General features: G+C 72.2%; 18 protein-coding genes and 2 pseudogenes. 13 read left to right on the top strand and 7 right to left on the bottom strand.

Features of this window, described 5'->3' with window-relative positions; genetic code table 11:
- Positions 1-3 precede the first annotated feature (3 nt).
- The 3 genes from ADK67_RS46795 to cofC form a co-directional block, all read right to left on the bottom strand.
- Positions 4-2,292: an RNA degradosome polyphosphate kinase gene (locus ADK67_RS46795; RefSeq protein ID WP_053723088.1), complete on the bottom strand. Its 2,289-nt coding sequence runs from the start codon at positions 2,290-2,292 to the stop codon at positions 4-6.
- 59 nt (positions 2,293-2,351) lie between these two features.
- Complete coding sequence (locus ADK67_RS46800) at positions 2,352-2,558, bottom strand: hypothetical protein (RefSeq protein WP_053723089.1); 207 nt, start codon at positions 2,556-2,558, stop codon at positions 2,352-2,354.
- A 66-nt stretch (positions 2,559-2,624) separates the two neighbouring features.
- On the bottom strand, positions 2,625-3,233 hold the full coding sequence (cofC, locus tag ADK67_RS46805) for a 2-phospho-L-lactate guanylyltransferase (RefSeq protein WP_053723090.1): 609 nt from the start codon (positions 3,231-3,233) through the stop codon (positions 2,625-2,627).
- A 107-nt stretch (positions 3,234-3,340) separates the two neighbouring features.
- Between cofC and ADK67_RS46810 the strand changes: the two genes are divergently transcribed.
- From ADK67_RS46810 to ADK67_RS46825, 4 genes are all read left to right on the top strand, one after another.
- Positions 3,341-4,042 (top strand): lysophospholipid acyltransferase family protein, encoded by a 702-nt coding sequence (locus ADK67_RS46810; protein WP_053723118.1) that lies wholly within the window; start codon positions 3,341-3,343, stop codon positions 4,040-4,042.
- A gap of 1 nt (position 4,043) precedes the next feature.
- The gene (locus tag ADK67_RS46815) at positions 4,044-5,048 is read left to right on the top strand and encodes an NAD(P)H-dependent glycerol-3-phosphate dehydrogenase (protein ID WP_053723091.1); all 1,005 of its coding nucleotides are present in this window, start codon (positions 4,044-4,046) and stop codon (positions 5,046-5,048) included.
- Complete coding sequence (locus ADK67_RS46820) at positions 5,045-6,103, top strand: cystathionine gamma-lyase (protein WP_082404875.1); 1,059 nt, start codon at positions 5,045-5,047, stop codon at positions 6,101-6,103. Before ADK67_RS46815 ends, ADK67_RS46820 begins: the two co-directional genes overlap by 4 nt.
- 199 nt (positions 6,104-6,302) lie before the next feature.
- Positions 6,303-6,770: a cysteine dioxygenase gene (locus tag ADK67_RS46825; protein WP_053723092.1), complete on the top strand. Its 468-nt coding sequence runs from the start codon at positions 6,303-6,305 to the stop codon at positions 6,768-6,770.
- On the opposite strand, the gene ADK67_RS46830 is transcribed toward ADK67_RS46825, so the two are convergent.
- Positions 6,754-7,401, bottom strand: coding sequence for a pyridoxamine 5'-phosphate oxidase family protein (locus ADK67_RS46830; protein WP_053723093.1), 648 nt, complete (start codon positions 7,399-7,401; stop codon positions 6,754-6,756). The two genes, ADK67_RS46825 and ADK67_RS46830, sit on opposite strands and share 17 nt — an antisense overlap.
- A gap of 67 nt (positions 7,402-7,468) precedes the next feature.
- Here ADK67_RS46830 and pdxR point away from each other — a divergent pair, with 67 nt between their 5' ends.
- A complete protein-coding gene (gene pdxR, locus ADK67_RS46835; RefSeq protein WP_053723094.1) occupies positions 7,469-8,863 on the top strand; it encodes a MocR-like pyridoxine biosynthesis transcription factor PdxR in 1,395 nt (464 codons plus the stop codon).
- A 214-nt stretch (positions 8,864-9,077) separates the two neighbouring features.
- A complete protein-coding gene (locus tag ADK67_RS46840; RefSeq protein ID WP_053723095.1) occupies positions 9,078-10,145 on the top strand; it encodes a D-alanine--D-alanine ligase family protein in 1,068 nt (355 codons plus the stop codon).
- A 6-nt stretch (positions 10,146-10,151) separates the two neighbouring features.
- Here the strand turns inward: ADK67_RS46840 and ADK67_RS46845 are convergent, their stop codons facing one another.
- Both ADK67_RS46845 and ADK67_RS46850 read right to left on the bottom strand, forming a co-directional pair.
- Entirely contained in the window at positions 10,152-10,721 is a 570-nt protein-coding gene (locus ADK67_RS46845) for a DUF3515 domain-containing protein (protein ID WP_053723096.1), read from the bottom strand.
- A gap of 20 nt (positions 10,722-10,741) precedes the next feature.
- Entirely contained in the window at positions 10,742-10,975 is a 234-nt protein-coding gene (locus ADK67_RS46850) for an Lrp/AsnC family transcriptional regulator (RefSeq protein ID WP_015104517.1), read from the bottom strand.
- A 97-nt stretch (positions 10,976-11,072) separates the two neighbouring features.
- Here ADK67_RS46850 and ADK67_RS46855 point away from each other — a divergent pair, with 97 nt between their 5' ends.
- From ADK67_RS46855 to ADK67_RS46870, 4 genes are read left to right on the top strand one after another with little or no spacing between them, the layout of a single operon-like run.
- Positions 11,073-12,038, top strand: coding sequence for a thiamine-phosphate kinase (locus ADK67_RS46855; protein WP_053723097.1), 966 nt, complete (start codon positions 11,073-11,075; stop codon positions 12,036-12,038).
- A 53-nt stretch (positions 12,039-12,091) separates the two neighbouring features.
- The gene (locus tag ADK67_RS46860; RefSeq protein WP_442974262.1) at positions 12,092-12,523 is read left to right on the top strand and encodes a GNAT family N-acetyltransferase; all 432 of its coding nucleotides are present in this window, start codon (positions 12,092-12,094) and stop codon (positions 12,521-12,523) included.
- Between the two features lie 15 nt (positions 12,524-12,538).
- Positions 12,539-13,060 (top strand): gamma carbonic anhydrase family protein, encoded by a 522-nt coding sequence (locus tag ADK67_RS46865; RefSeq protein WP_053723099.1) that lies wholly within the window; start codon positions 12,539-12,541, stop codon positions 13,058-13,060.
- Positions 13,061-13,074: 14 nt separating this feature from the next.
- Complete coding sequence (locus ADK67_RS46870) at positions 13,075-13,749, top strand: uracil-DNA glycosylase (RefSeq protein WP_082404876.1); 675 nt, start codon at positions 13,075-13,077, stop codon at positions 13,747-13,749.
- 965 nt (positions 13,750-14,714) lie between these two features.
- Here ADK67_RS46870 and rpmB read toward each other — a convergent pair.
- Positions 14,715-14,906: a 50S ribosomal protein L28 gene (gene rpmB / locus ADK67_RS50245; protein WP_033437952.1), complete on the bottom strand. Its 192-nt coding sequence runs from the start codon at positions 14,904-14,906 to the stop codon at positions 14,715-14,717.
- A gap of 145 nt (positions 14,907-15,051) precedes the next feature.
- Between rpmB and ADK67_RS46875 the strand changes: the two genes are divergently transcribed.
- The 3 genes and pseudogenes from ADK67_RS46875 to ADK67_RS54465 form a co-directional block, all read left to right on the top strand.
- Positions 15,052-16,644, top strand: coding sequence for a DAK2 domain-containing protein (locus tag ADK67_RS46875; protein ID WP_053723101.1), 1,593 nt, complete (start codon positions 15,052-15,054; stop codon positions 16,642-16,644).
- Positions 16,645-16,658: 14 nt separating this feature from the next.
- Positions 16,659-17,165, top strand: a pseudogene (locus ADK67_RS54460) (OB-fold nucleic acid binding domain-containing protein); the annotation flags it as partial.
- A gap of 1,002 nt (positions 17,166-18,167) precedes the next feature.
- Positions 18,168-19,877, top strand: a pseudogene (locus ADK67_RS54465) (helicase-related protein); the annotation flags it as partial.
- Positions 19,878-19,971: the final 94 nt, after the last annotated feature.

Consider the following 19,971-nt stretch of genomic DNA (forward strand, 5'->3'; position numbering starts at 1 on the left):
GGCTCAGCCGATCGCGCGGTGGTTGCGCAACATCTCGGTCTGGTGGTCGCGCACTCTGGTGCCGTCCGCCGGCGACGCCTCCCACTCGCCGTCCGACTGCAGCACCCAGCACCGCGTGGTCGGTTCCAGCGCCGAGTCCATCATCGCGTCGAGCTGCGCGGTGAGCTTCGGGTCGGTGACCCGCAGCTGCACCTCGACCCGCCGGTCCAGGTTGCGGTGCATCATGTCGGCGCTGCCGATCCAGTGCTCCGCCGAGCCGACGAAGTGGAACACCCGCGAGTGCTCCAGGAACCGGCCCAGGATGGACCGGACGTGGATGTTCTCCGACAGCCCCTTGATGCCCGGCTTCAACGCGCACACGCCGCGCACGACCACGTCGACCCGCACGCCCGCCTGCGACGCCCGGTACAGCGAGTCGATGACCTGCTCGTCCACCAGCGAGTTCACCTTGATGCGCACCCCGGCCGGCGCGCCCGCCCGTGCGTGCTCGATCTCACGCTCGATGCGCTCCACGATCCCGCGCCGCACGCCGTAAGGCGCGACGAGGAGGCTGCGGTAGTGGTCCTGCCGGGCGTACCCGGTGAGCACGTTGAACAGGTCGGTGAGGTCCGCGCCGATGGTCGGCTCGGCGGTGAGGATGCCGATGTCCTCGTACATCCGGGCCGTCTTCGGGTTGTAGTTGCCGGTGCCGATGTGGCAGTACCGCTGGATCCGCGAGCCCTCCTGCCGCACCACCAACGACGTCTTGCAGTGCGTCTTGAGCCCCATCAGGCCGTAGACGACGTGCACGCCCGCCTTCTCCAGCGCACGCGCCCACTTGATGTTCGCCTGCTCGTCGAACCGCGCCTTGATCTCCACCAGCGCCACGACCTGCTTGCCCGCCTCGGCCGCGTCGATCAGCGCGTCCACGATCGGCGAGTCGCCCGACGTGCGGTACAGCGTCTGCTTGATGGCCAGCACGCGCGGGTCGGCCGCCGCCTGCTCGATGAACCGCTGGACGGACGTGGAGAACGAGTCGTACGGGTGGTGCACCAGCACGTCGCCCTCGCGGAGGGTGGCGAAGATGCTCTTGGGCGTCTCGCGTTCGCCGAACGCCGAGTGCGTGGCGGGCACGAAGGGCGCGTCCTTGAGCTGCTTGCGGTCCACGCTGTAGAGCTGCCACAGGCACGACAGGTCCAGCAGACCCGGCACCTGGACGACGTCGTGCGGGTCGACCTCCATCTCCCGCAGCAGCCGCTCCAGCATGTTCTCCGTCATGTCGTCGGCGACCTCCAGCCGCACGGGCGGCCCGAACCGGCGACGCGCCAGCTCCCGCTCCAGCGCCTGCAGCAGGTCCTCGTCCTGGTCCTCCTCGACCTCCAGGTCGGCGTTGCGGGTCACCCGGAACGCGTGGCACTCGATGACCTGCATGCCCGCGAACAGCTCGCCCATGTGCGCCGTGATCAGCTCCTCCAACGGCAGGAACGTCGCCGTCGGGCTGGTCCGGTCGCTCTCCACGCGCACCAGGCGCGGCACGTTGTCCGGCACCTTGATGCGGGCGAACCGCTCCGCGCCGCCTTCCGGGTCGCGCACCGTCACGGCGAGGTTCAGCGACAGGCCGGAGATGTAGGGGAACGGGTGCGCAGCGTCCACGGCCAGCGGTGTGAGCACCGGGAACACCTGGTCGGTGAAGTAGTTGGACAGCCGCAGCTGCTCGAAGTCACTGAGCTGCGCCCAGTTGACGATGCTGATGGCGTGCTTCTCCAGCTCCGGCTGGATGTGGTCGAGGAACGCCCTGGCGTGCTGCTCGACCAGTCCTTGGGCGCGCTTGGACATGTTCGCCAGCTGCTCGCGCGGGGTGAGCCCGTCCGCGCTGCGCACCGACAGCCCCGTCTCGTCGCGGCGCTTCAGGCCCGCGACCCGGACCATGTAGAACTCGTCCAGGTTCGAGGCGAAGATGGCCAGGAACTTCGCCCGCTCCAGCAACGGCTGGGAGGCGTCCTCGGCCAGCGCGAGGACCCTGGCGTTGAAGTCCAACCACGACAGCTCCCGGTTGAAGTACCGGTCGTCGGGCAGGTCGACCTGCGCCTCGGTGGCCGTGACCGCCGGTGGTGAGCTCGGGAACGACCGGGACGCGCCGTCGGCGGGCTGCTGCGCCGCCGTCGTGCCCGCACGCGTGCCGGCGCCGCCGCGGCGGGTGGCCGGTCGCGGTCGGCGGCGGGGGGTGCTCGCGGCCGGCGTGGTCCGCGGCGTCCTCGTCCGTCGCTTGGGCGCGGGCTGGTCGGGAGTGTTGTCCGTGCTCACGATCAGCATTGTTCCCCAATACGGGCGGCTGCGCGCTGAGCGGAGCCGACCAGGAAGTGAACTCCGCGTCACACCGGCCGGAGCACGCCCCGCACGTCACCGGCGGCATCCCGCACGAGGGTGACCCGCTGGCCGGCGCGCAGCGAGCGCCAGCCGCCTTCGGCAACGGCTTCGGCGGACACGTCCACCAGCACGCCGTCGTCGCGCAGCACGGTGGCTGAGCCGTCCGGGTGGTGTGCGCTCACCGTGGCCTGTTCGGCTGCGTGCTCGGTCACACGTCCAAGCTAGTCGATCGAAAGGTGTTGCCACGCTCCGAATCGGGTCGGCTACCGGGAGAAGTCTCAGCAGCCCACGGGTGTGACGGTGGCCGCGGTGCGCGGGCCGAGGCCCAGGTCCGCGGCCAGGCGCAGGTCTTCGGCCGTGTCGACGTCGTGGCGCAGCGACGGCCACGGGCCGAGCAGGGGCGTGGCGCCGGAAGCCGTGTGGGCGCCCGCGGATCCGACGCCGAACGCCGGTGCCAGGTCGCCGCCGGGTGCCGACAGCAGCAGGGTCGTTCCCGTGCCCTGGCGGTCCGGGCAGAACGAACGGCCGCTCACCGTGGCCAGGGCGGCCACGAGGTCCGGGGTGCGGAGGGCGGGCAGGTCGGCTTGGAGGGCGCCGACCACGGAGGCCGGGTCGCGGGAGCGGAGGAGGTCGAAGCCGAACCGCAGCGACTCGTTCAGGCCTTCCGGGCCGGGGATCGACTCGACGCCGAGCGCCCGCAACTCCGCGACCACCGACGGGTCGGACGTGACGGCCAGCACACGGCGGACGGCCGGGAGCGCGGCGGAGATGGTGTCCAACGCGAACGCCAAGGCCAGCGCCGGGCGGTCCAGCCGGGCGCCGACCAACCGCGTCTTGGCCCGGTCCAGGGTCTTGACCGGCACCACCAGGTCCACGTCGGCTCCCACCCCGCCATACTCCCGGATGCCGGCTGGACCTGGCCAGGGCGAGGGCTTGATTGTCGCTCCCGGCGTCGTGAGGAAGACTCCAGGTCCACGACGAAGAGGGAGTGCACGTGGCCAAGGAGAAGGGCGGCTTCTGGGTCGGGCTCGCCGCGGCGGTCTTCTACCCCGCCACCGCGCTGATGGCGCGGCGGCGCAACGAAGGCGCGGAGCGGGTGCCCAGGACAGGCGGGGCGCTCATCGTGATGAACCACGTGTCGCACCTCGACCCCGTGTACGACGCCGTCTTCACGCACAAGCAAGGCCGTGTGCCGCACTTCCTCGCCAAGCACAGCCTGTGGAACGTCCCGGTGCTCGGCGCCGTGGTCAAGGGCGCCCGGCAGATCCCGGTCTACCGCGGCACGGCGGACGCCCAGCAGAGCCTGCGCGCCGCGCACGAAGCCCTGGAGCAGGGCCTCGTCGTGATCATCTACCCGGAGGGCACGATCACCCGCGACCCGGACGGCTGGCCGATGGCCTCCCGCACCGGGGTGGCGCGGCTCGCGTTGGAGCACGACGTGCCGGTGCTGCCCGCGGCGCGCTGGGGCACGCGCGAGGTCTACGACCACTACCGGAAGAAGTTCCGCCCGTTGCCGCGCAAGACCGTGGTGACGAAGGTCGGTCCGCCGGTCGACCTGGACGCCTACCGCGCACGGCCGCAGAACCTGGCGTTGCTGCGCGAGGTCACCGACGTGCTGATGAACGAGGTGAAGGACCTGCTCGCGGACATCCGCGAAGAGCAGGCGCCCGACGGCTTCTACACCAAGAAGGCCTGACGTGGACCGGGTCGCGGTGCTGGGCGCCGGGTCGTGGGGCACCGCGTTCGCCAAGGTGCTCGCCGATTCCGGCACGGACGTGGTGCTGTGGGCACGGCGGGCCGACGTGGCCGACGCCATCTCCACGGGGCGGGTCAACGCCGACTACCTGCCGGGCGTGGCGCTGCCGGCGAACCTGGCCGCCACGTCGGACGCGCGGAAGGCGTTGGCCGGCGCGCAGGCCGTGGTGCTGGCGGTGCCGAGCCAGACGTTGCGGGAGAACCTGACGGGCTGGCGGCCGTGGCTGCCCGCGGGCGCGACGCTGGTCAGCCTCGCCAAGGGCGTCGAGCTGGGCACGCTGAAGCGGATGAGCGAGGTGGTCCGCGAGGTCGCCGGCGTGCCGGAGGACCAGGTGGCGGTGGTGTCCGGGCCGAACCTGGCCAAGGAGATCGCGGCCGAGCAGCCGACCGCGACCGTCATCGCGTGCACCGACCACGATCGCGCGGTGGAGTTGCAGCACGCGTGCTCGAACTCCTACTTCCGGCCGTACACGAACGTCGACGTGGTGGGCTGCGAGCTCGGTGGCGCGTGCAAGAACGTGATCGCGCTGGCGTGCGGCATGGCGGCGGGCATGGGGTTCGGGGACAACACGATGGCCTCGATCATCACCCGCGGTCTCGCCGAGACGGCGCGGTTGGGCGCGGCGCTGGGCGCGGACCCGTTGACGTTCGCCGGGTTGGCCGGGCTGGGCGACCTGGTGGCCACGTGCGCGTCGCCGCTGTCGCGCAACCGGTCGTTCGGGGAACGGCTGGGGCTCGGCGACTCGCTGGCGCAGGCGCAGGAAGCCGCGCACGGCCAGGTCGCCGAGGGCGTGAAGTCGTGCTCGTCGATCCGGGAGCTGGCCGCACGGGTCGGCGTGGACATGCCGATCACCGACGGCGTGCACCAGGTGTGCCACGAGGGGTTGGACCCGCGCGTGCTGACGGCGGCACTGCTCGGGCGCGAGCGGAAGGCGGAACGCCAGTGACCTGGGGTGACGGCACGCGGGTCGTGCACTCGACGCCGGCGGTGCCGGGTGAGCCGTTCCTGGCCGGGCCCGTGTTCGCGTCCGCCTACCACCTGGGCGGCGAGGACACGTACGGCCGGCCGCACAACCCGACGTGGCGGGCGTTGGAGGCGGCGCTCGGCGAGCTGGACGGCGGCACGACCGTGCTGTTCCCGTCCGGGATGGCGGCGATCTCGACGTTCCTGCGGGTCGTGCTCGCGCCCGGTGACGTGGTGGTGGTGCCGAGCGACGGCTACTACCTGACGCGCACGCTGGTCGCGGAGATGCCGGTGCAGGTGGTGGAGGCGCCGACGGCCGGGCCGTACCCGTCGTTCGAGGGTGTGCGGCTGGTGCTGCTGGAGTCGCCGTCCAACCCCGGGCTGGACGTCTGCGACATCGCCGCGCTGGTGGAGGCCGCGCACGCGGCGGGCGCGCTGGTGGCGGTGGACAACACGACCGCGACCCCGTTGGGGCAGCAGCCGCTGCTGCTGGGCGCGGACGCGGTGGTGAGCAGCGACACGAAGGCCGTCGCCGGGCACAGCGACGTGCTGCTGGGCCACGTGTCCACGGCGGATCAGGCGTTGGCGGAACGGGTGCGTGCCGCGCGGACGACCGGTGGCGCGATCCCGGGCCCGTTCGAGGCGTGGCTGGCGCACCGGGGTCTCGGCACGCTGGACCTGCGGCTGAGCAGGCAGGCGGCGAACGCGGCGGCCCTCTACGCCGTGCTGAAGGACCATCCCGCGGTGACCGGTCTGCGGTGGCCCGGCGCGCCCGAGGACCCCGCGCACGAGATCGCGGCGAAGCAGATGCGGCGGTTCGGCGGGGTGCTGACGTTCGTGCTGGCGGACGCGGGCGCGGTGGCGTCGTTCCTGGAGCGGTCGGAGTTGGTGTTCGCGAGCACGAGCTTCGGCGGCCTGCACACCAGCCTGGACCGGCGGGCGCAGTGGGGCGACCCGGTGCCCGAGGGCCTGGTCCGGCTGTCCGCGGGCTGCGAGGACACCGCCGACCTCGTCGAGGACGTGCTCCGGTCGTTGTGACGCGTCCAGCGGGTGAGAGGGGTTGCGTGCCGGCGGGTCGGCTGCCACCCTCGTCAGCATGTCTTTTCGCGCCATGACCGACGGGCGGGGTCACATCGACCTCCGCTTGGTCGCCAGCGCGCTCTGTCCTTCCCGGTGATCGCCTCGCGTCCCGCGAGCCCGTGAGGCTCGCACACTCACCGAGCACCGAGAAGGAACCATGTTCGCCGTTCCGGAGAACACCATCGCCCTGCCCCAGTCGCACGCCGCGCTGCACCCCGTGCGGATCGCGCTCGACACGGCGGCACGGCGTGAGCGCTGGGCCCACCTGCTCCGCTACGACCCCGAGACCCGCTTCGCCGCGCTGGTCGACAAGACGCCCGAGCAGGAGGTGTGGCTGATGAGCTGGTTGCCCGGCCAGCGCGCCGAGCTGCACGACCACGGCGTGACCAGCGGTGCGTTCACCGTGGTCAGCGGCTCGCTGACGGAGGTCGTCACGCCGGGGCCCACCCAGGTGCTGCACCACCTCGTGGCGGGTCAGTCGCGGGTGTTCGGCCCGTCGTACGTGCACCAGGTGCGCAACGACGGCGCCGACCCCGCCGTCACGATCCACGTGTACCGCGACGGCGGGCGCACCGTGCGGCCGGTCCGGTTCGACCCGCTGGACGGGACTACGTCCGCGCGGTGACGTGCGGCGGCACGTCCCACTCGCCGACCAGTGTCGGGTCCGGCTCGGGCTCGCCCCACGCGGTGCGCAGCGGCAGCACGCCCGCCCACTTCGCGTTGGCGGCGACGTCCTCGTCCTCGTCGCCGGGCGGGCCGCTGCGGATCTTCACCGACGCCTCGGCCAGGTCCAGCGACAGCACGGCGGTCGCGGCCAGTTCCTTCGGCGTCGGCGGGCGGGCGTAGTCCCACGAGCCGGGCGCGATGTGCTCGGTGAGCACGCGCAGGGCGTGCCGCTTGGCGTCCGGGTCGGTGACGGGGACGGCGGTGCCGTGCACGACGGCGGCGCGGTAGTTCATCGAGTGGTCGAACACCGAGCGGGCGTAGACGACGCCGTCCAGGATCGTGACGGCGACGCACACGGGCACGCCGGTCGCGGCCTCGCGGAGGCTGCGCGCGCCGGTCGAGCCGTGCAGGTAGAGGGTGTCGCCGTCGCGGCCGTAGCCGGTGGGCAGCACGAGCGGCGCGCCGTCCACGACGACGGCCAGGTGGCAGACGAGGGCGGCGTCGAGGACCGCGTGCAGCGCCTCGCGTTCGGTGACGGCGCGGTTGCGCCCGCGCTTGATGGTGCTGCGGTCCGTCGGTGACAACGTCATGGGACGAGCCTGTCCGGTAAAGTGGCCCTCTTCAAGAGCCAATTCTCGGCGTTTTGAGGAGGCCACTGTGGCGGAGACGGCGTTGGCGGTGGTGCTGGACCGCGACTCGGCCGAACCGCTGGCCGTGCAGCTCGCGGACGCCCTGCGCGCGGCGGCGGCCGACGGGCGGCTGCGCAGCGGCGACCGGCTGCCCTCGACCCGGGCGCTGGCCGAACGGCTCGGCGTGAGCCGGACCGTGACAGCGGCAGCATACGAGCAGCTGCACGCCGAGGGCTGGATCGCGGGACGGCACGGGTCGGGCACCTACGTGACGACCACGCCGCCGGGCGCGTTGAAGGCGCGGACCCGGCGTGCGGCGGCGCCCGCCGTGCCGGTGGACGTGGTGGACCTCGCGCCCGGCGCGCCGTGGGCCGAGGGGCTGGACCGGGCGGCGTGGCGGCGGGCCTGGCGTGCGGCGGCGGACGTGCAGCCGTTGTTCCGGCCGGCGCGGGGCGGGCTGCCGGAGTACCGGGCGGTGGTGGCGGAGCACCTGTTGCGGCACCGGGGGTTGGCAGTGCGCGGCGGGTTGCGGGAGGAGCTGGTGCTGGCGACCGGCGGGACCACGGCGGCGTTGGTGGAGCTGGGGTCGGCCGTGCTGCGGCCGGGTGACGCGGTGGCGGTGGAGGAACCGGGGTACCAGCGGGCGGTGTGGGCGCTGCGTTCGGCGGGGGTGAAGGTCGTGCAGGCGCCCGTGGACGCCGAAGGGCTGTTGGTGGAGGCCGTGCCGCCGGGTGTCCGCGGCGTGTACTGCTCGCCCGCGCACCAGTACCCGATGGGCGGGCGGATGTCGGCGGCGCGGCGGGTGGCGTTGGTGGAGCGGGCGCGGGCGGAGGGGTGGCTGGTCGTCGAGGACGACTACGACGGCGAGCTGCGGTACGACGTGGCGCCGTTGCCGTTGCTGGCGGCGTTGGCGCCCGACGTGGTGGTGCACCTGGGCACGACGAGCAAGATCCTCACGCCTACCCTCGGTGCGGGGTGGATGGTCGCGCCCGAGCCGATCGCCGCCGAGGTGCTGGCGCACCGCGACCGGACCGGCACCAGCCCGTCCGCGGCGGGTCAGCGGGTGCTGGTCGAGTTGGCGCGCAACGGGGACCTGGGGCGGCACCTCCGCAAGCTCCGGCGTGAGCTGTCCGAACGCCGTGCGCTGCTGTCGGCGGCGTTCGCCGACGCCGGGATCCCCGTGCTGGGCGACGACGCCGGCGCGCACATCGTCGTGCCGCTGCCGTCGGCGCAGGCGGAGCGGGACGTGCTGGCCGAGGCGCACGACCGCGGCCTGCGGCTGGACGGCCTCGGCCGCCACCACGCCGGCCGCCCGAAGGTGCACGGCGCCGCGATCGGCTACAGCGCCTGCTCGCGCGACCAGCTGACGGCGGCGATCCCCGACCTGATCCGCATCCTCGCCACCCACGCTCCCTCGTCCTGAGCGTTGAACTCACGCGTCCCGAACGTAGGACACGCGCGTTCCGAACGTAGGACACGCGCGACCTGGAGGTACGACACACGCGACGCGAACGTAGGACTCTCGCGCGTGTCCTACGTCCATCGGAGCGCGAGAGTCCTACGTTCAGGACAGGTGAGTTCAACGCTCGCGGGGCGAAGCGGGTGGCCGGTTACGCCATCCGGGTAGGGTCCGAGCCATGACACAGCGCAAGACCAAGGTCGCCGTGGTGTTCGGCGGGCGCAGCAGCGAGCACATGGTCTCCTGCCTGTCCGCCGGCAGTGTCCTGCCGCACCTGGACCGGGAGCGGTTCGACGTCGTGCCGGTCGGCATCACCGAAACCGGCGCGTGGGTGATCGGCGCCGACGACACCAAGGCGCTCGAAGTGCGGGACCGGCAGTTGCCCACCGTCAACGCGCTGGTCCCCGTGTCCGGCAGCGAACTGGTGCCGGTGGCGCCCAACGACGTGCTCGACGACGTGGAGGTCGTGTTCCCCGTCCTGCACGGCGCGTGGGGCGAGGACGGCACCATCCAGGGCCTGCTGGAACTGGCCGACATCCCGTACGTGGGACCGGGTGTGCTGGCCAGCGCGGTCGCCATGGACAAGGAGTTCACCAAGCGCCTGCTCAAGGGCGCGGGCCTGCCGGTCGGCGAGTTCGCCGTGCTGCGCCGCGAGCAGGAGACCCTGGCCGACGAGGACCGGGAACGGTTGGGGCTGCCCGTCTTCGTCAAGCCCGCGCGCGCCGGGTCGTCCGTCGGCATCTCGAAGGTCGTCGACTGGGCCCACCTGGACAGCGCGATCGCGTTGGCGCGCAAGACCGACCCGAAGGTGATCATCGAGGCCGCCGTGTCCGGCCGCGAGGTCGAGTGCGGCGTGCTGGAGTTCCCGGACGGCCGCGTCGAGGCGTCGCTGCCCGCCGAGCTGCGCATCGTCGGCGGCGAGGTCGACTGGTACGACTTCGACGCCAAGTACCTCGACGACGTGTGCGAGTTCGACATCCCCGCCAAGCTGGACGAGCACGTCACCCGCGACCTGCGCGAGATGGCCGTCGCCGCGTTCCGCGCGTTGGACTGCCAGGGCCTGGCCCGGGTCGACTTCTTCGTCACCGACTACGACGAGCTCGTGGTCAACGAGGTCAACACCATGCCCGGCTTCACGCCGATCTCGATGTACCCGCGGATGTGGGCCGAGACGGGCGTCGACTACCCGACGCTGCTGACCACGTTGGTGGAGACGGCGATCGCCCGCGGCACGGGCTTGCGCTAGACCGCGCTAGCCCCGGGTGTCCACGGGGCCCTTGGCGAGGGTGTCCCGGATCGTGGTCGAGATGTCCTGCAGGGGCCCCGTGCCCGCGTCCGACGGCACGGTCAGCGCCACGTACACGGGCCGGTCCACCACGTACCAGGTGGCCGAACCGCCCTCGGACACCTCCAGCCACTGGACGTCCGAGATCACCCGCAACTGGGAGGTCGGGGTGAGGTCACCGGGACGGTCCAGCCCGCACCGCAGCACCACGGGCTCGTGCCGCGCGTCACCCCACGCCACCGCGCCGGCCGGTGCGGGCGAGGCCAGTTCACGGCGGGGCAACGTGTCGCCGCCGGACACGAGCTGCGCCGGCAGGACGCCCAGCAGCGCCTGGCACTCAGCCGACCCGGCCTTCGGCGCGGGCACCGGCACGAGCGCCAAGGGCCCGGTGTGGACGGCGGACGGGTCCGCGCCGTCACCGTCGTCGAGGAAGAGGCCCGCCGCCGCGACGCCCACCGCGAGCAGCGCCGTCAGCCCGAGGGCGAGGACGAGCAGCGGGCGGGGGAGCAGCGGGGCGGGTTCCGGTTCCTGGGCCACCCGGCTATGACAGCACGGCCCTACAGGTGGACCACCGGGCAGGTCAGCGTTCGCGTGATGCCCTCCACGTTCTGGATGCGGGCGACCACGAGTTGCCCCAACTGGTCGACGGTGTCGGCCTCGGCGCGGACGATGACGTCGTACGGGCCGGTGACGTCTTCCGCGGTGGCCACACCGGGGATGCCGGAGATCTCCGCCGCAACGGCGGCTGCCTTCCCGACCTCGGTCTGGATGAGGATGTATGCGTGCACCACGGCGTGCCCCTTCGTCGCGACAGGTTAGGTCGGGGTAGGAACGTGCACAGCAACGTACCCCAGTTGGGGTTCCGAATGCTCAGAACGGGAGGCAACCTTGCGTCCGGAGCCGCCGCGCAACGCGGACACGGTCGCTGAGGTGGGTGAGTTCGGTCTCATCCGCCGGGTGACGGCAGGTCGGACGCAGCCGCCCACCACCCTGCTCGGGCCGGGTGACGACGCGGCTGTGGTCGCGGCGCCCGACGGCCGCGTGGTGGTGTCCACCGACGTGCTGGTCGAAGGTGTCCACTTCAGACTCGACTGGTCGTCTCCCGAGCAGGTGGGGCGCAAGGCGGCGGCCGTGAACCTGGCCGATGTCGTGGCCATGGGCGCGATTCCGACGGCCCTGCTGATCGGCCTCGCGTGCCCGGCCGACACGCCGTCCTCCGTGGTGGAGGGGATCACCGCCGGGCTGTGGCAGGAGGCGACCGTCGCGGGCGCGGGCGTGGTGGGTGGCGACATGGTGTCGTCCGCGACACTGGTGATCTCCGTTACCGCGATGGGCGACATGAACGGTCTGGAGCCCGTCACCCGTTCGGGGGCGCAAGTGGGTGATGTCGTCGCGGTGTGCGGACGGCTCGGCTGGGCGGCGGGCGGCTTGGCCGTGCTGCAGCGCGGGTTCCGGTCGCCGGTGGCGGTCGTCGGCGCGCAGCGGAACCCCGAACCCCCTTACGAGGCCGGGCCCCAGGCGGCCGCGGCGGGCGCGACGGCGATGATCGACGTGTCGGACGGCCTGCTGGCCGACCTGGGGCACATCGCGGACGAGTCGGGCATCGGCATCGACATCCGCACCGAGCTGCTGGAGGTGCACCCGCGGCTGATCGACGTCGCGGCGGCGCTCGGCGCGGACGCCCGGCACTGGGCGTTGACCGGTGGCGAGGATCACGCGCTGGCGGCGACGTTCCCCGAGCCGGGGGCGGTGCCCGAGGGGTGGCGCACCATCGGCACGGTCCGGCACGGCAGCGGCGTGACCGTCGACGGCCGCGCGTACGAGAAACCCCCTGGCTGGGAGCACTGGCGGTAGGTAGCCTCACGTTTGTGGAACTATGCACGCTGGCGTATGACCATCCAGACTCGGTGAAGTTGATCTCCGACCTCCAGCAGGTCTACGTGGACCGCTACGGCGAGGGCGACGTCACGCCCGTCGACCCGGCCGAGTTCGCCGCGCCGCTGGGGCACTTCGTGGTCGGCTACCTCGACGGCGTGCCGGTGGCGTGCGGCGGGTGGCGCGCGCACGACGTGGCCAAGGACTCGTTGCGCCCCGGCGACGCCGAGATCAAGCGCATGTACGTGGTGGACGGGCTGCGCGGGCGCGGGCTGGCCCGGGTCGTGCTGGCGTCGCTGGAGACGGCGGCCCGGTCGGCCGGGCGCACCCGGATGGTGCTGGAGACCGGGTTGCGCCAGCCGGAGGCCATCGGGCTCTACCGGGCCAATGGATACGCGCGCATCGACAACTTCGGCGTCTACCGGCATCATCCGGAAAGCCTTTGCTTTGCGAAGGATCTCTGAGGCCGGGAGGACCGCATGGCGATCTACGCGTTGGGTGACTACGAGCCGGTGATCCACCCGGACGCCTACGTGCACCCCGACGCGACGGTGATCGGCGACGTGCGGATCGGCGCGCACGCCTCGGTGTGGCCGCAGGCCGTGCTGCGCGGCGACTACGGGCGCATCGAGGTCGGCGCGCGGACGTCGATCCAGGACGGCACGGTCGTGCACTGCACCGAGGTCCACCCGACGTTGATCGGCGCGGAGTGCGTGATCGGGCACAACGTGCACATCGAGGGCGCGACCATCGCCGACCGGTGCCTGATCGCCTCGGGATCGGTGGTGCTCAACGGGTCCGTGGTGGAGACCGGGGCGATCGTCGGCGCCGGCGCGGTGGTGTCGTTCGAGGGGCACGTGCCCGCCCGGTCGATGGCGCTCGGCGTGCCCGCCCGCGTGCGCGAGGGATACGTCGTGCCGGACGGCGCGTGGCAGTTCGCGGTGGACAAGTACGTGAACAACATCTTGCTGTACCGCAAGGAACTGCGGCGCCTCGACTGAGATAGGGTCCCGCCGTGGCACGTCCGCTTGAAGAGATCATGGAAGCCGGCTGGGCCGCGGCACTCGCGCCCGTGGCCGATCGCATCGCCGCGATGGGCGAGTTCCTGCGGGCGGAGGTGGCCGCCGGGCGGACCTACCTGCCCGCCGGGGAGAACGTGCTGCGGGCGTTCCAGCAGCCGTTCCACGCCGTGCGGGTGCTGATCGTCGGCCAGGACCCGTACCCGACGCCGGGGCACGCGGTCGGCCTGAGCTTCTCGGTGTCGCCGGAGACCCGGCCCATCCCGAAGAGCCTGATCAACATCTACACCGAGTACGTGGCGGACTTGGGGCACCCCGAGCCGACCAACGGCGACCTGACCCCGTGGACCGAGCGCGGCGTGCTGCTGCTCAACCGGGCGTTGACGGTGCAGCCGGGCAAGTCCAACTCCCACCGCAACAAGGGCTGGGAGCCGGTGACCGAGCAGGCGATCAAGGCGCTGGCCGAGCGGGACGCGCCGCTGGTCGCGATCCTGTGGGGCAGCCAGGCCCGCGCCCTCAAGCCGCTGCTGGGCGCGGACCGCTGCGTGGAGTCGGTCCACCCGAGCCCGCTGTCGGCGGCCGGCGGCTTCTTCGGCTCGCGGCCGTTCAGCAAGGCCAACGAGCTGCTGGTGAAGCAGGGCGCCGAGCCGATCGACTGGAAGCTGCCGTAGCTCCGGTCTCGTCTCGCGGTTGTCCCCAGGCCGAGTTGTCCACAGGTCGAGCCTGATCGCCTGGGGTTGTCGGTCCCTTCTGGCAGGATCAAAACAAGGGATCCCCTGGGCGGGGACGCCTGCGCAAGCACGACCGTCACACGCCCTAGTGCGTGACCACGAACGTTCGCCGGGTTGGGGACAAGGCGCGCGAAGTCCGCGACCGGTAGCAGGGTTGATCTCATGCTCGGTGGTGACGTAGTCGCCGCCGAGCATGAGAGGCATCGATGGCCGAACCGGTCAGAGCACGTCGATCAACCGAGGACGAGGGCCGCAGGCTGCTGCAATACACGCGTCGTGGCAAGCAGGGAACCACGACTTCGACGCCCGCAGCCTGACTGCCCTGGACCCCAGCTGGGCGGGAGGCCATCCCCGCCTGATCGGCTCCGACGACATCGCGTTCGTCGTGCGATGGCCGAGGCCCGCCCCCCAGCCAGCGCACCCGGACCTGGAAGACCTCCAACGACCCCGCCTTCGCCGCCAAGCTCGACCGCATCGACGAGGTCCTGACCCGTTTCCCGCAGCGGTGTTTCGCCTTCGACCAGTTCGGGCCGCTGTCCATCCGCCCGCACCACGGCTACGGCTGGGCACCGCGCACGAAGCCGGAGCGGCTGCCGGCGACCTACCGCCGCACCCACGGCATCCGCTACTTCCGCGGCTGCTACTCCGTCGGCGACGACCGGCTCTGGGGCGCAGAGGGCTCCAAGAACACCTGCGCCGGCGCAACGCCAACGCCCGCCACCCCGACATCCTCGACGCCCAACGCCGCGAACGAGCACGCATCCGCAGCGAACGCCACCAACGCTGGGGCCGACCACGAGCAGCCCGACCAACCCGGCGAACCCAAGTGGTCAACGCACCAGGTACGCCGAAAGGCCCCCGGAACCACGTTCCGGGGGCCTTTCGCCAAGCTCAGGCGCGGGTCATCAGCCGCGCACCACCTTGCCCGCCTTCAGGCACGAGGTGCACACGTTCAGCCGCTGCCGCGTCGAAGAGGAAACCTTCGCGCGCACGGTCTGAATGTTCGGGTTCCACCGGCGGTTCGTCTTCCGGTGGGAGTGCGAGACAGAATGGCCGAAGCCCGGCCCCTTGCCACAGACGTCGCACACGGCAGCCACGTCAGCCACTCCTTAAGGTTCCTGATCGATACTCACGCCCCGGCGGGCGCGCAAGCGTGCACAAGCCTCAGCCGGGCATGGCAACCCAGACAGGGTAGCCGGTGGCGCGTTCTGCCACCAAACCGGGTCGAATACCCTCGCCCGCATGCAGGCTCTCGATGCGGTCGCGGTGCGTCAGTGGGCGGACGCCTGCGTGCGGTCCCTGGACGCCAACCGGGAGGACATCGATCGCATCAACGTGTTCCCCGTGCCGGACGGCGACACCGGGACCAACCTGCTCCAGACGATGCGCTCGGCGTTGGACGCGCTGCTCAGGACACCCGTCGACACGGTCGGGGCGGCGCTGGGCGCGCTCGCGCGCGGTGCGCTGGCCGGTGCGCGCGGCAACTCCGGGGTGATCCTGTCGCAGGTGCTGCGCGGGCTCGCGGAGGCCGCTCAAGGTGCCTCCACGGCGTCCGGCGCGTCGTTGCGGCGGGCGTTGTGGCGTGCCGACGAACTGGCCACCGCCGCCGTCTCGAAGCCCGTGCCGGGCACGGTGCTGTCCGTGCTGCACGCGGCGGCCGAGGCGGCCCGCGACTGCGCGTCCGACGACCTGGACGAGGTGGTCACGGTCGCGGCGAAGGCGGGCGCCGAGGCGCTGGCCGACACACCGCGCCAGCTCGCCGTGCTGGCCAAGGCCGGTGTGGTCGACGCGGGCGGGCGGGGGTTGGTCGTGCTGCTGGACACGTTGGCGGCGGTGATCACCGGACGTGAGGTCGAGGACGTGCCGGTCGTCGTCACGGTGCCGCGCGAGCCGCTGACCACCGCGCGCGAGGCCGGATCGGCCGAGTTCGAGTACGAGGTCATGTACCTGCTGGACGGCTCGCCGGACGTGGAGGTGCTGAAGGCCGAGCTGGCGGCCGTCGGCGACTGCGTGTCCGTGGTCGGCGACGGCGCCGAGCTGTGGACCGTGCACGTGCACTGCAACGACATCGGCGCGGCCGTCGAGGCGGGCATCCGCGCGGGCCGGCCGCACCGGATCACGGTGGCGCGCTTCGCCGACCAGATCGCCGCCCAGGCGCCCCGGTTCGTGCGCGACCGGGCGATCGTCGTGCTGGTCGAGGGCGAGGGCGCGGCCGAGCTGTTCCGGTCCGAAGGTGCGGTGGTGTTCGAGCCCGGCGCCGAGGTGACGGCGGCCGACCTGCTGGCCGTGGTGGTGAGCACGCGGGCGCGGCAGGTGACCGTGCTGCCCGGCGACCCGACGTGGCGCGAACCGCTGGACGACGCCGTCACGCAGGCCGTCGCCGCCGGTCAGGACGTCGTGGTCGTGCCGACGTTCTCCCCGGTGCAGGCGTTGGCGGCGCTGGCCGTGCACTCGACGTCCCGGCGTGCGGGCGACGACGTGGTCGCGATGGCCGAGGCGGCGGCGGCCACCCGGCGCGGCGAGGTCGCGGTGTCCGACCGGGAGGCGATCACCTGGGTCGGCCGGTGCCGTCCGGGCGACCTGCTCGGCATGGTGGACGGCGAGGTCGTGCTGATCGAGCCCGACCCGGCCGACGTGGGCGCGCTGGCGTGCCGGCTGGTGGACCGGATGCTCGCCAGCGGCGGCGAGCTGGTCACCGTGCTGTTGGGGCGGGCCGCCCCGGACGGGGTCGAGCGGGTGCTGGAAGATCACCTGCGCGTCGCCCACCCGGAAGTGGAACTGGCCGCCTACCAGGGCGGACAGCGGGACGCGCTGCTGGTTGTCGGTGTCGAGTAGTTGAATGGGCCGGGATGACGACCTTCGACGAGAAGCTGGTGTCGGTGCTCGGCAAGAAGAGCGCCGACGCGCTGGAGGCCGGTCTCGGCCTGAGCACCGTCGGTGAGCTGCTGCGCCACTACCCGCGCCGGTACGACGAGCGCGGCAAGCTGACCGAGATCGCCGGGCTGGAGCTCGGCGAGCACGTCACCGTGCAGGCGCGGGTCAAGAGCGCGCGGCAGCGGCGGATGAAGTCGCGCAGCGGCGAGCTGCTGGAGGCCGTGATCACCGACGGCACCAGTGACCTGCACCTGGTGTTCTTCGGCCGCGGCTCGCGCAAGGTCGAGCGGGAGCTGCTGCCGGGCCGCGAGGCGATGTTCGCGGGCAAGGTCGGCATGTTCAACGGCAAGCTCCAGCTCGCGCACCCCGACTACCAGGTGCTCGACGGCGAGGACGCCGCGGCGGCGGACTTCGCGGGGGCGATGATCCCGGTCTACCCGGCGGCGCAGGGCATCCAGTCGTGGAACGTCTCCAACTGCGTCGAGCAGGTCCTCGCGGTGTGGGACGGGGTGGCCGACGACCCGCTGCCGGCGTCGTTGCGGGCCGAGCGCGGGCTGGTCGGGCTGGAGAAGGCGTTGCGCGACATCCACCGGCCGGACGGCTGGGCCGCGATCACCGTCGCGCAGCAGCGGCTGAAGTGGGACGAGGCGATGGCGGTGCAGCTGACGCTGGCGCAACGCCGCCGTTCGGCGACGGCCCGCCCCGCGCCCGCGTGCCCCCCTAGGCCTGGCCTGGTGCGTGACGCGTTCGAAGCCCGGCTGCCGTTCGAGCTGACGGCGGGCCAGCGCGAGGTCGGCGAGCGGATCGCGCAGGACCTGTGCGGCGAGCACCCGATGAACCGGCTGCTCCAGGGCGAGGTCGGCTCGGGCAAGGCGCAACCGCTCGACGCGAAGGTGCTGACGCCTGCGGGCTTCCGGTTGATGGGTGATATCCGGTCGGGTGACGAGGTCATCGCAGCCGACGGCGAGGTGACCGTAGTCACCGGTGTCTTCCCGCAAGGCGAGCGCGAGGTCTACCGGGTCGTCCTCTCCGACGGCACCAGCGTCGAGTCGGACTTGGAGCACCTGTGGGCGGTCAACACGACCGTCCGGCGGAACCGGGGGAACCCGCTGAAGGTGCTCACCCTGCGCGAGATCCGTGACGACCTGACGACTGCCAACGGCTCATCGAAGTGGCACCTGCCGACGATCACTGCGCCGGAGATCGACTGCCACGAAGAGCGGCCGGTGGATCCTTACCTACTGGGGTTGCTGCTGGGAGGCGGCAGCTTGGTGAACGGGCGTGTCGTCTTCACCAGCGCGGACGCGGAGCTGATCGCCGGACTGGTCGAAGTCCTGCCCGACGGCTGCGAACTGACGAAACGGTCGGGCAGTCGCGCGTACGACTGGTACGTCGTGGGCCGCGAGCGCGGTCGCAACCCGCTGCTCGCGGCACTGCGCGAGATCGGCGTCTACGGCCACCGGTCGCACACGAAGCGCGTCCCGGAGTGTTACCTCGTCGCGCCGGTGAAGGACAGGCACGCGCTCCTGCAGGGCCTTCTCGACACCGATGGAACGCTGGATGGGAAACGGGGGTCGAACGTCTCTTTCGTGTCGGCCTCGGCGACGCTCGCCGAGCAGGTCGGGTGGCTCGCGGAGTCGCTGGGTGGAACGGGTCGGGTACGGCCGATCACCAAGATGGGCAACACCTACCACCTGGTGAGCCTCCGCCTGCCGAACGACTTCCTGCCGTTTCGGCTCGCCCGGAAAGCGGATCTGGTCCAGGTGCGGACGAAGTACGCGAAGCCGGTGCGCGCGATCCGCCGGGTCGAGCACGTTGGTCGCAAGCCGGTGCAGTGCATCTCGATCGCTCACCCCGATCAGCTTTACGTGACAGATCACTTCATCGTGACCCACAACACGATCGTGGCGTTGCGGGCGATGTTGCAGGTCGTGGACGCCGGGCGGCAGGCGGCGATGCTCGCGCCCACCGAGGTGCTGGCGGCGCAGCACGCGCGGTCGTTGCGGGAGTTGCTGGGCGACCTCGGGCAGGCCGGTGAGCTGGGTGGGGCGGAGCACGCGACGCGGGTGACGTTGCTGACCGGGTCGATGGCGACGGCGGCGCGGAAGCGGGCGTTGCTGGAGATCGTGTCCGGTGAGGCCGGGATCGTGGTCGGCACGCACGCGTTGATCCAGGACAAGGTCGAGTTCGCCGACCTGGGGCTCGTCGTGGTGGACGAGCAGCACCGGTTCGGCGTCGAGCAGCGGGCCGCGCTGAGCGGGCGCGCGGGCGGGTCGACGCCGCACGTGCTGGTGATGACGGCCACACCGATCCCGCGCACGGTGGCGATGACCGTGTACGGCGACCTGGAGGTGTCCGCGCTGCGCGAGCTGCCGCAGGGGCGTTCGCCGATCAGCACGTCGGTGGTGCCGGTGGCGTCGAAGCCGGGCTGGCTGGACCGGGCGTGGCAGCGCATCCGCGAAGAGGTCGGCAAGGGCCACCAGGTGTACGTGGTGTGCCCGCGCATCGGCGACGGCGCCGCGGAGGACGACGGGGAGACGCCGCCGAAGGAGTCGGCCAAGGACGACGGTTCCGACCGCCGGCCGCCGCTCGCGGTGGTGGACGTGGCGAACAGGCTGGCCGAGGGGCCGTTGCGCGGGCTGCGGATCGACATCCTGCACGGCCGGATGCCGCCGGAGGACAAGGACGCCGTGATGCGGGCGTTCGCGGCGAACGAGGTGCAGGTGCTCGTCGCCACGACCGTGGTCGAGGTCGGCGTGAACGTGCCCAACGCCACCGTCATGGTGATCATGGACGCGGACCGGTTCGGGGTCAGCCAGCTGCACCAGCTGCGCGGGCGCGTCGGGCGGGGCAGCGCGGCGGGGCTGTGCCTGCTGGTGACCGAGATGCCGGACGGCACGGCCACGATGGAGCGGCTGCGGGCCGTGGAGTCCACTTTGGACGGCTTCGAGCTGGCGCAGCTCGACCTGGAGCTGCGGCGCGAGGGCGACATCCTCGGCGCGGCGCAGTCCGGCAAGCGGTCGGGGTTGAAGATGCTGTCGCTGCTGCGCGACGAGGACGTGATCGCCGAGGCGCGGGTGGTGGCGCAGGAGATCGTGGAGGCGGACCCGGAGTTGACGGCGAACCCGGGGCTGGCGGGGCTCGTGGCGGGGTTGCTGGACGACGAGCGCGCGGAGTACCTGGAGAAGGCTTAGCGGCGGGCTGGTGCGGCGGCTGGTGTCGGGGGACGGTGCGGCGGCTGGCGGTGCGGCGGCGGCTGGTGGTGCGCGGCGTGGGATGGTCGTCGGG

The sequence above is a fragment of the Saccharothrix sp. NRRL B-16348 genome (assembly GCF_001280085.1).
GTDB lineage: Bacteria > Actinomycetota > Actinomycetes > Mycobacteriales > Pseudonocardiaceae > Actinosynnema.

Coding starts and splice junctions, on each gene's coding strand:
- ADK67_RS46795 (WP_053723088.1), bottom strand. CDS start 2,292: ATGCTGATCGTGAGCACGGACAACACTCCCGACCAGCCCGCGCCCAAG.
- ADK67_RS46825 (WP_053723092.1), top strand. CDS start 6,303: ATGTTCGCCGTTCCGGAGAACACCATCGCCCTGCCCCAGTCGCACGCC.
- ADK67_RS46830 (WP_053723093.1), bottom strand. CDS start 7,401: ATGACGTTGTCACCGACGGACCGCAGCACCATCAAGCGCGGGCGCAAC.
- ADK67_RS46840 (WP_053723095.1), top strand. CDS start 9,078: ATGACACAGCGCAAGACCAAGGTCGCCGTGGTGTTCGGCGGGCGCAGC.
- ADK67_RS46865 (WP_053723099.1), top strand. CDS start 12,539: ATGGCGATCTACGCGTTGGGTGACTACGAGCCGGTGATCCACCCGGAC.
- ADK67_RS46875 (WP_053723101.1), top strand. CDS start 15,052: ATGCAGGCTCTCGATGCGGTCGCGGTGCGTCAGTGGGCGGACGCCTGC.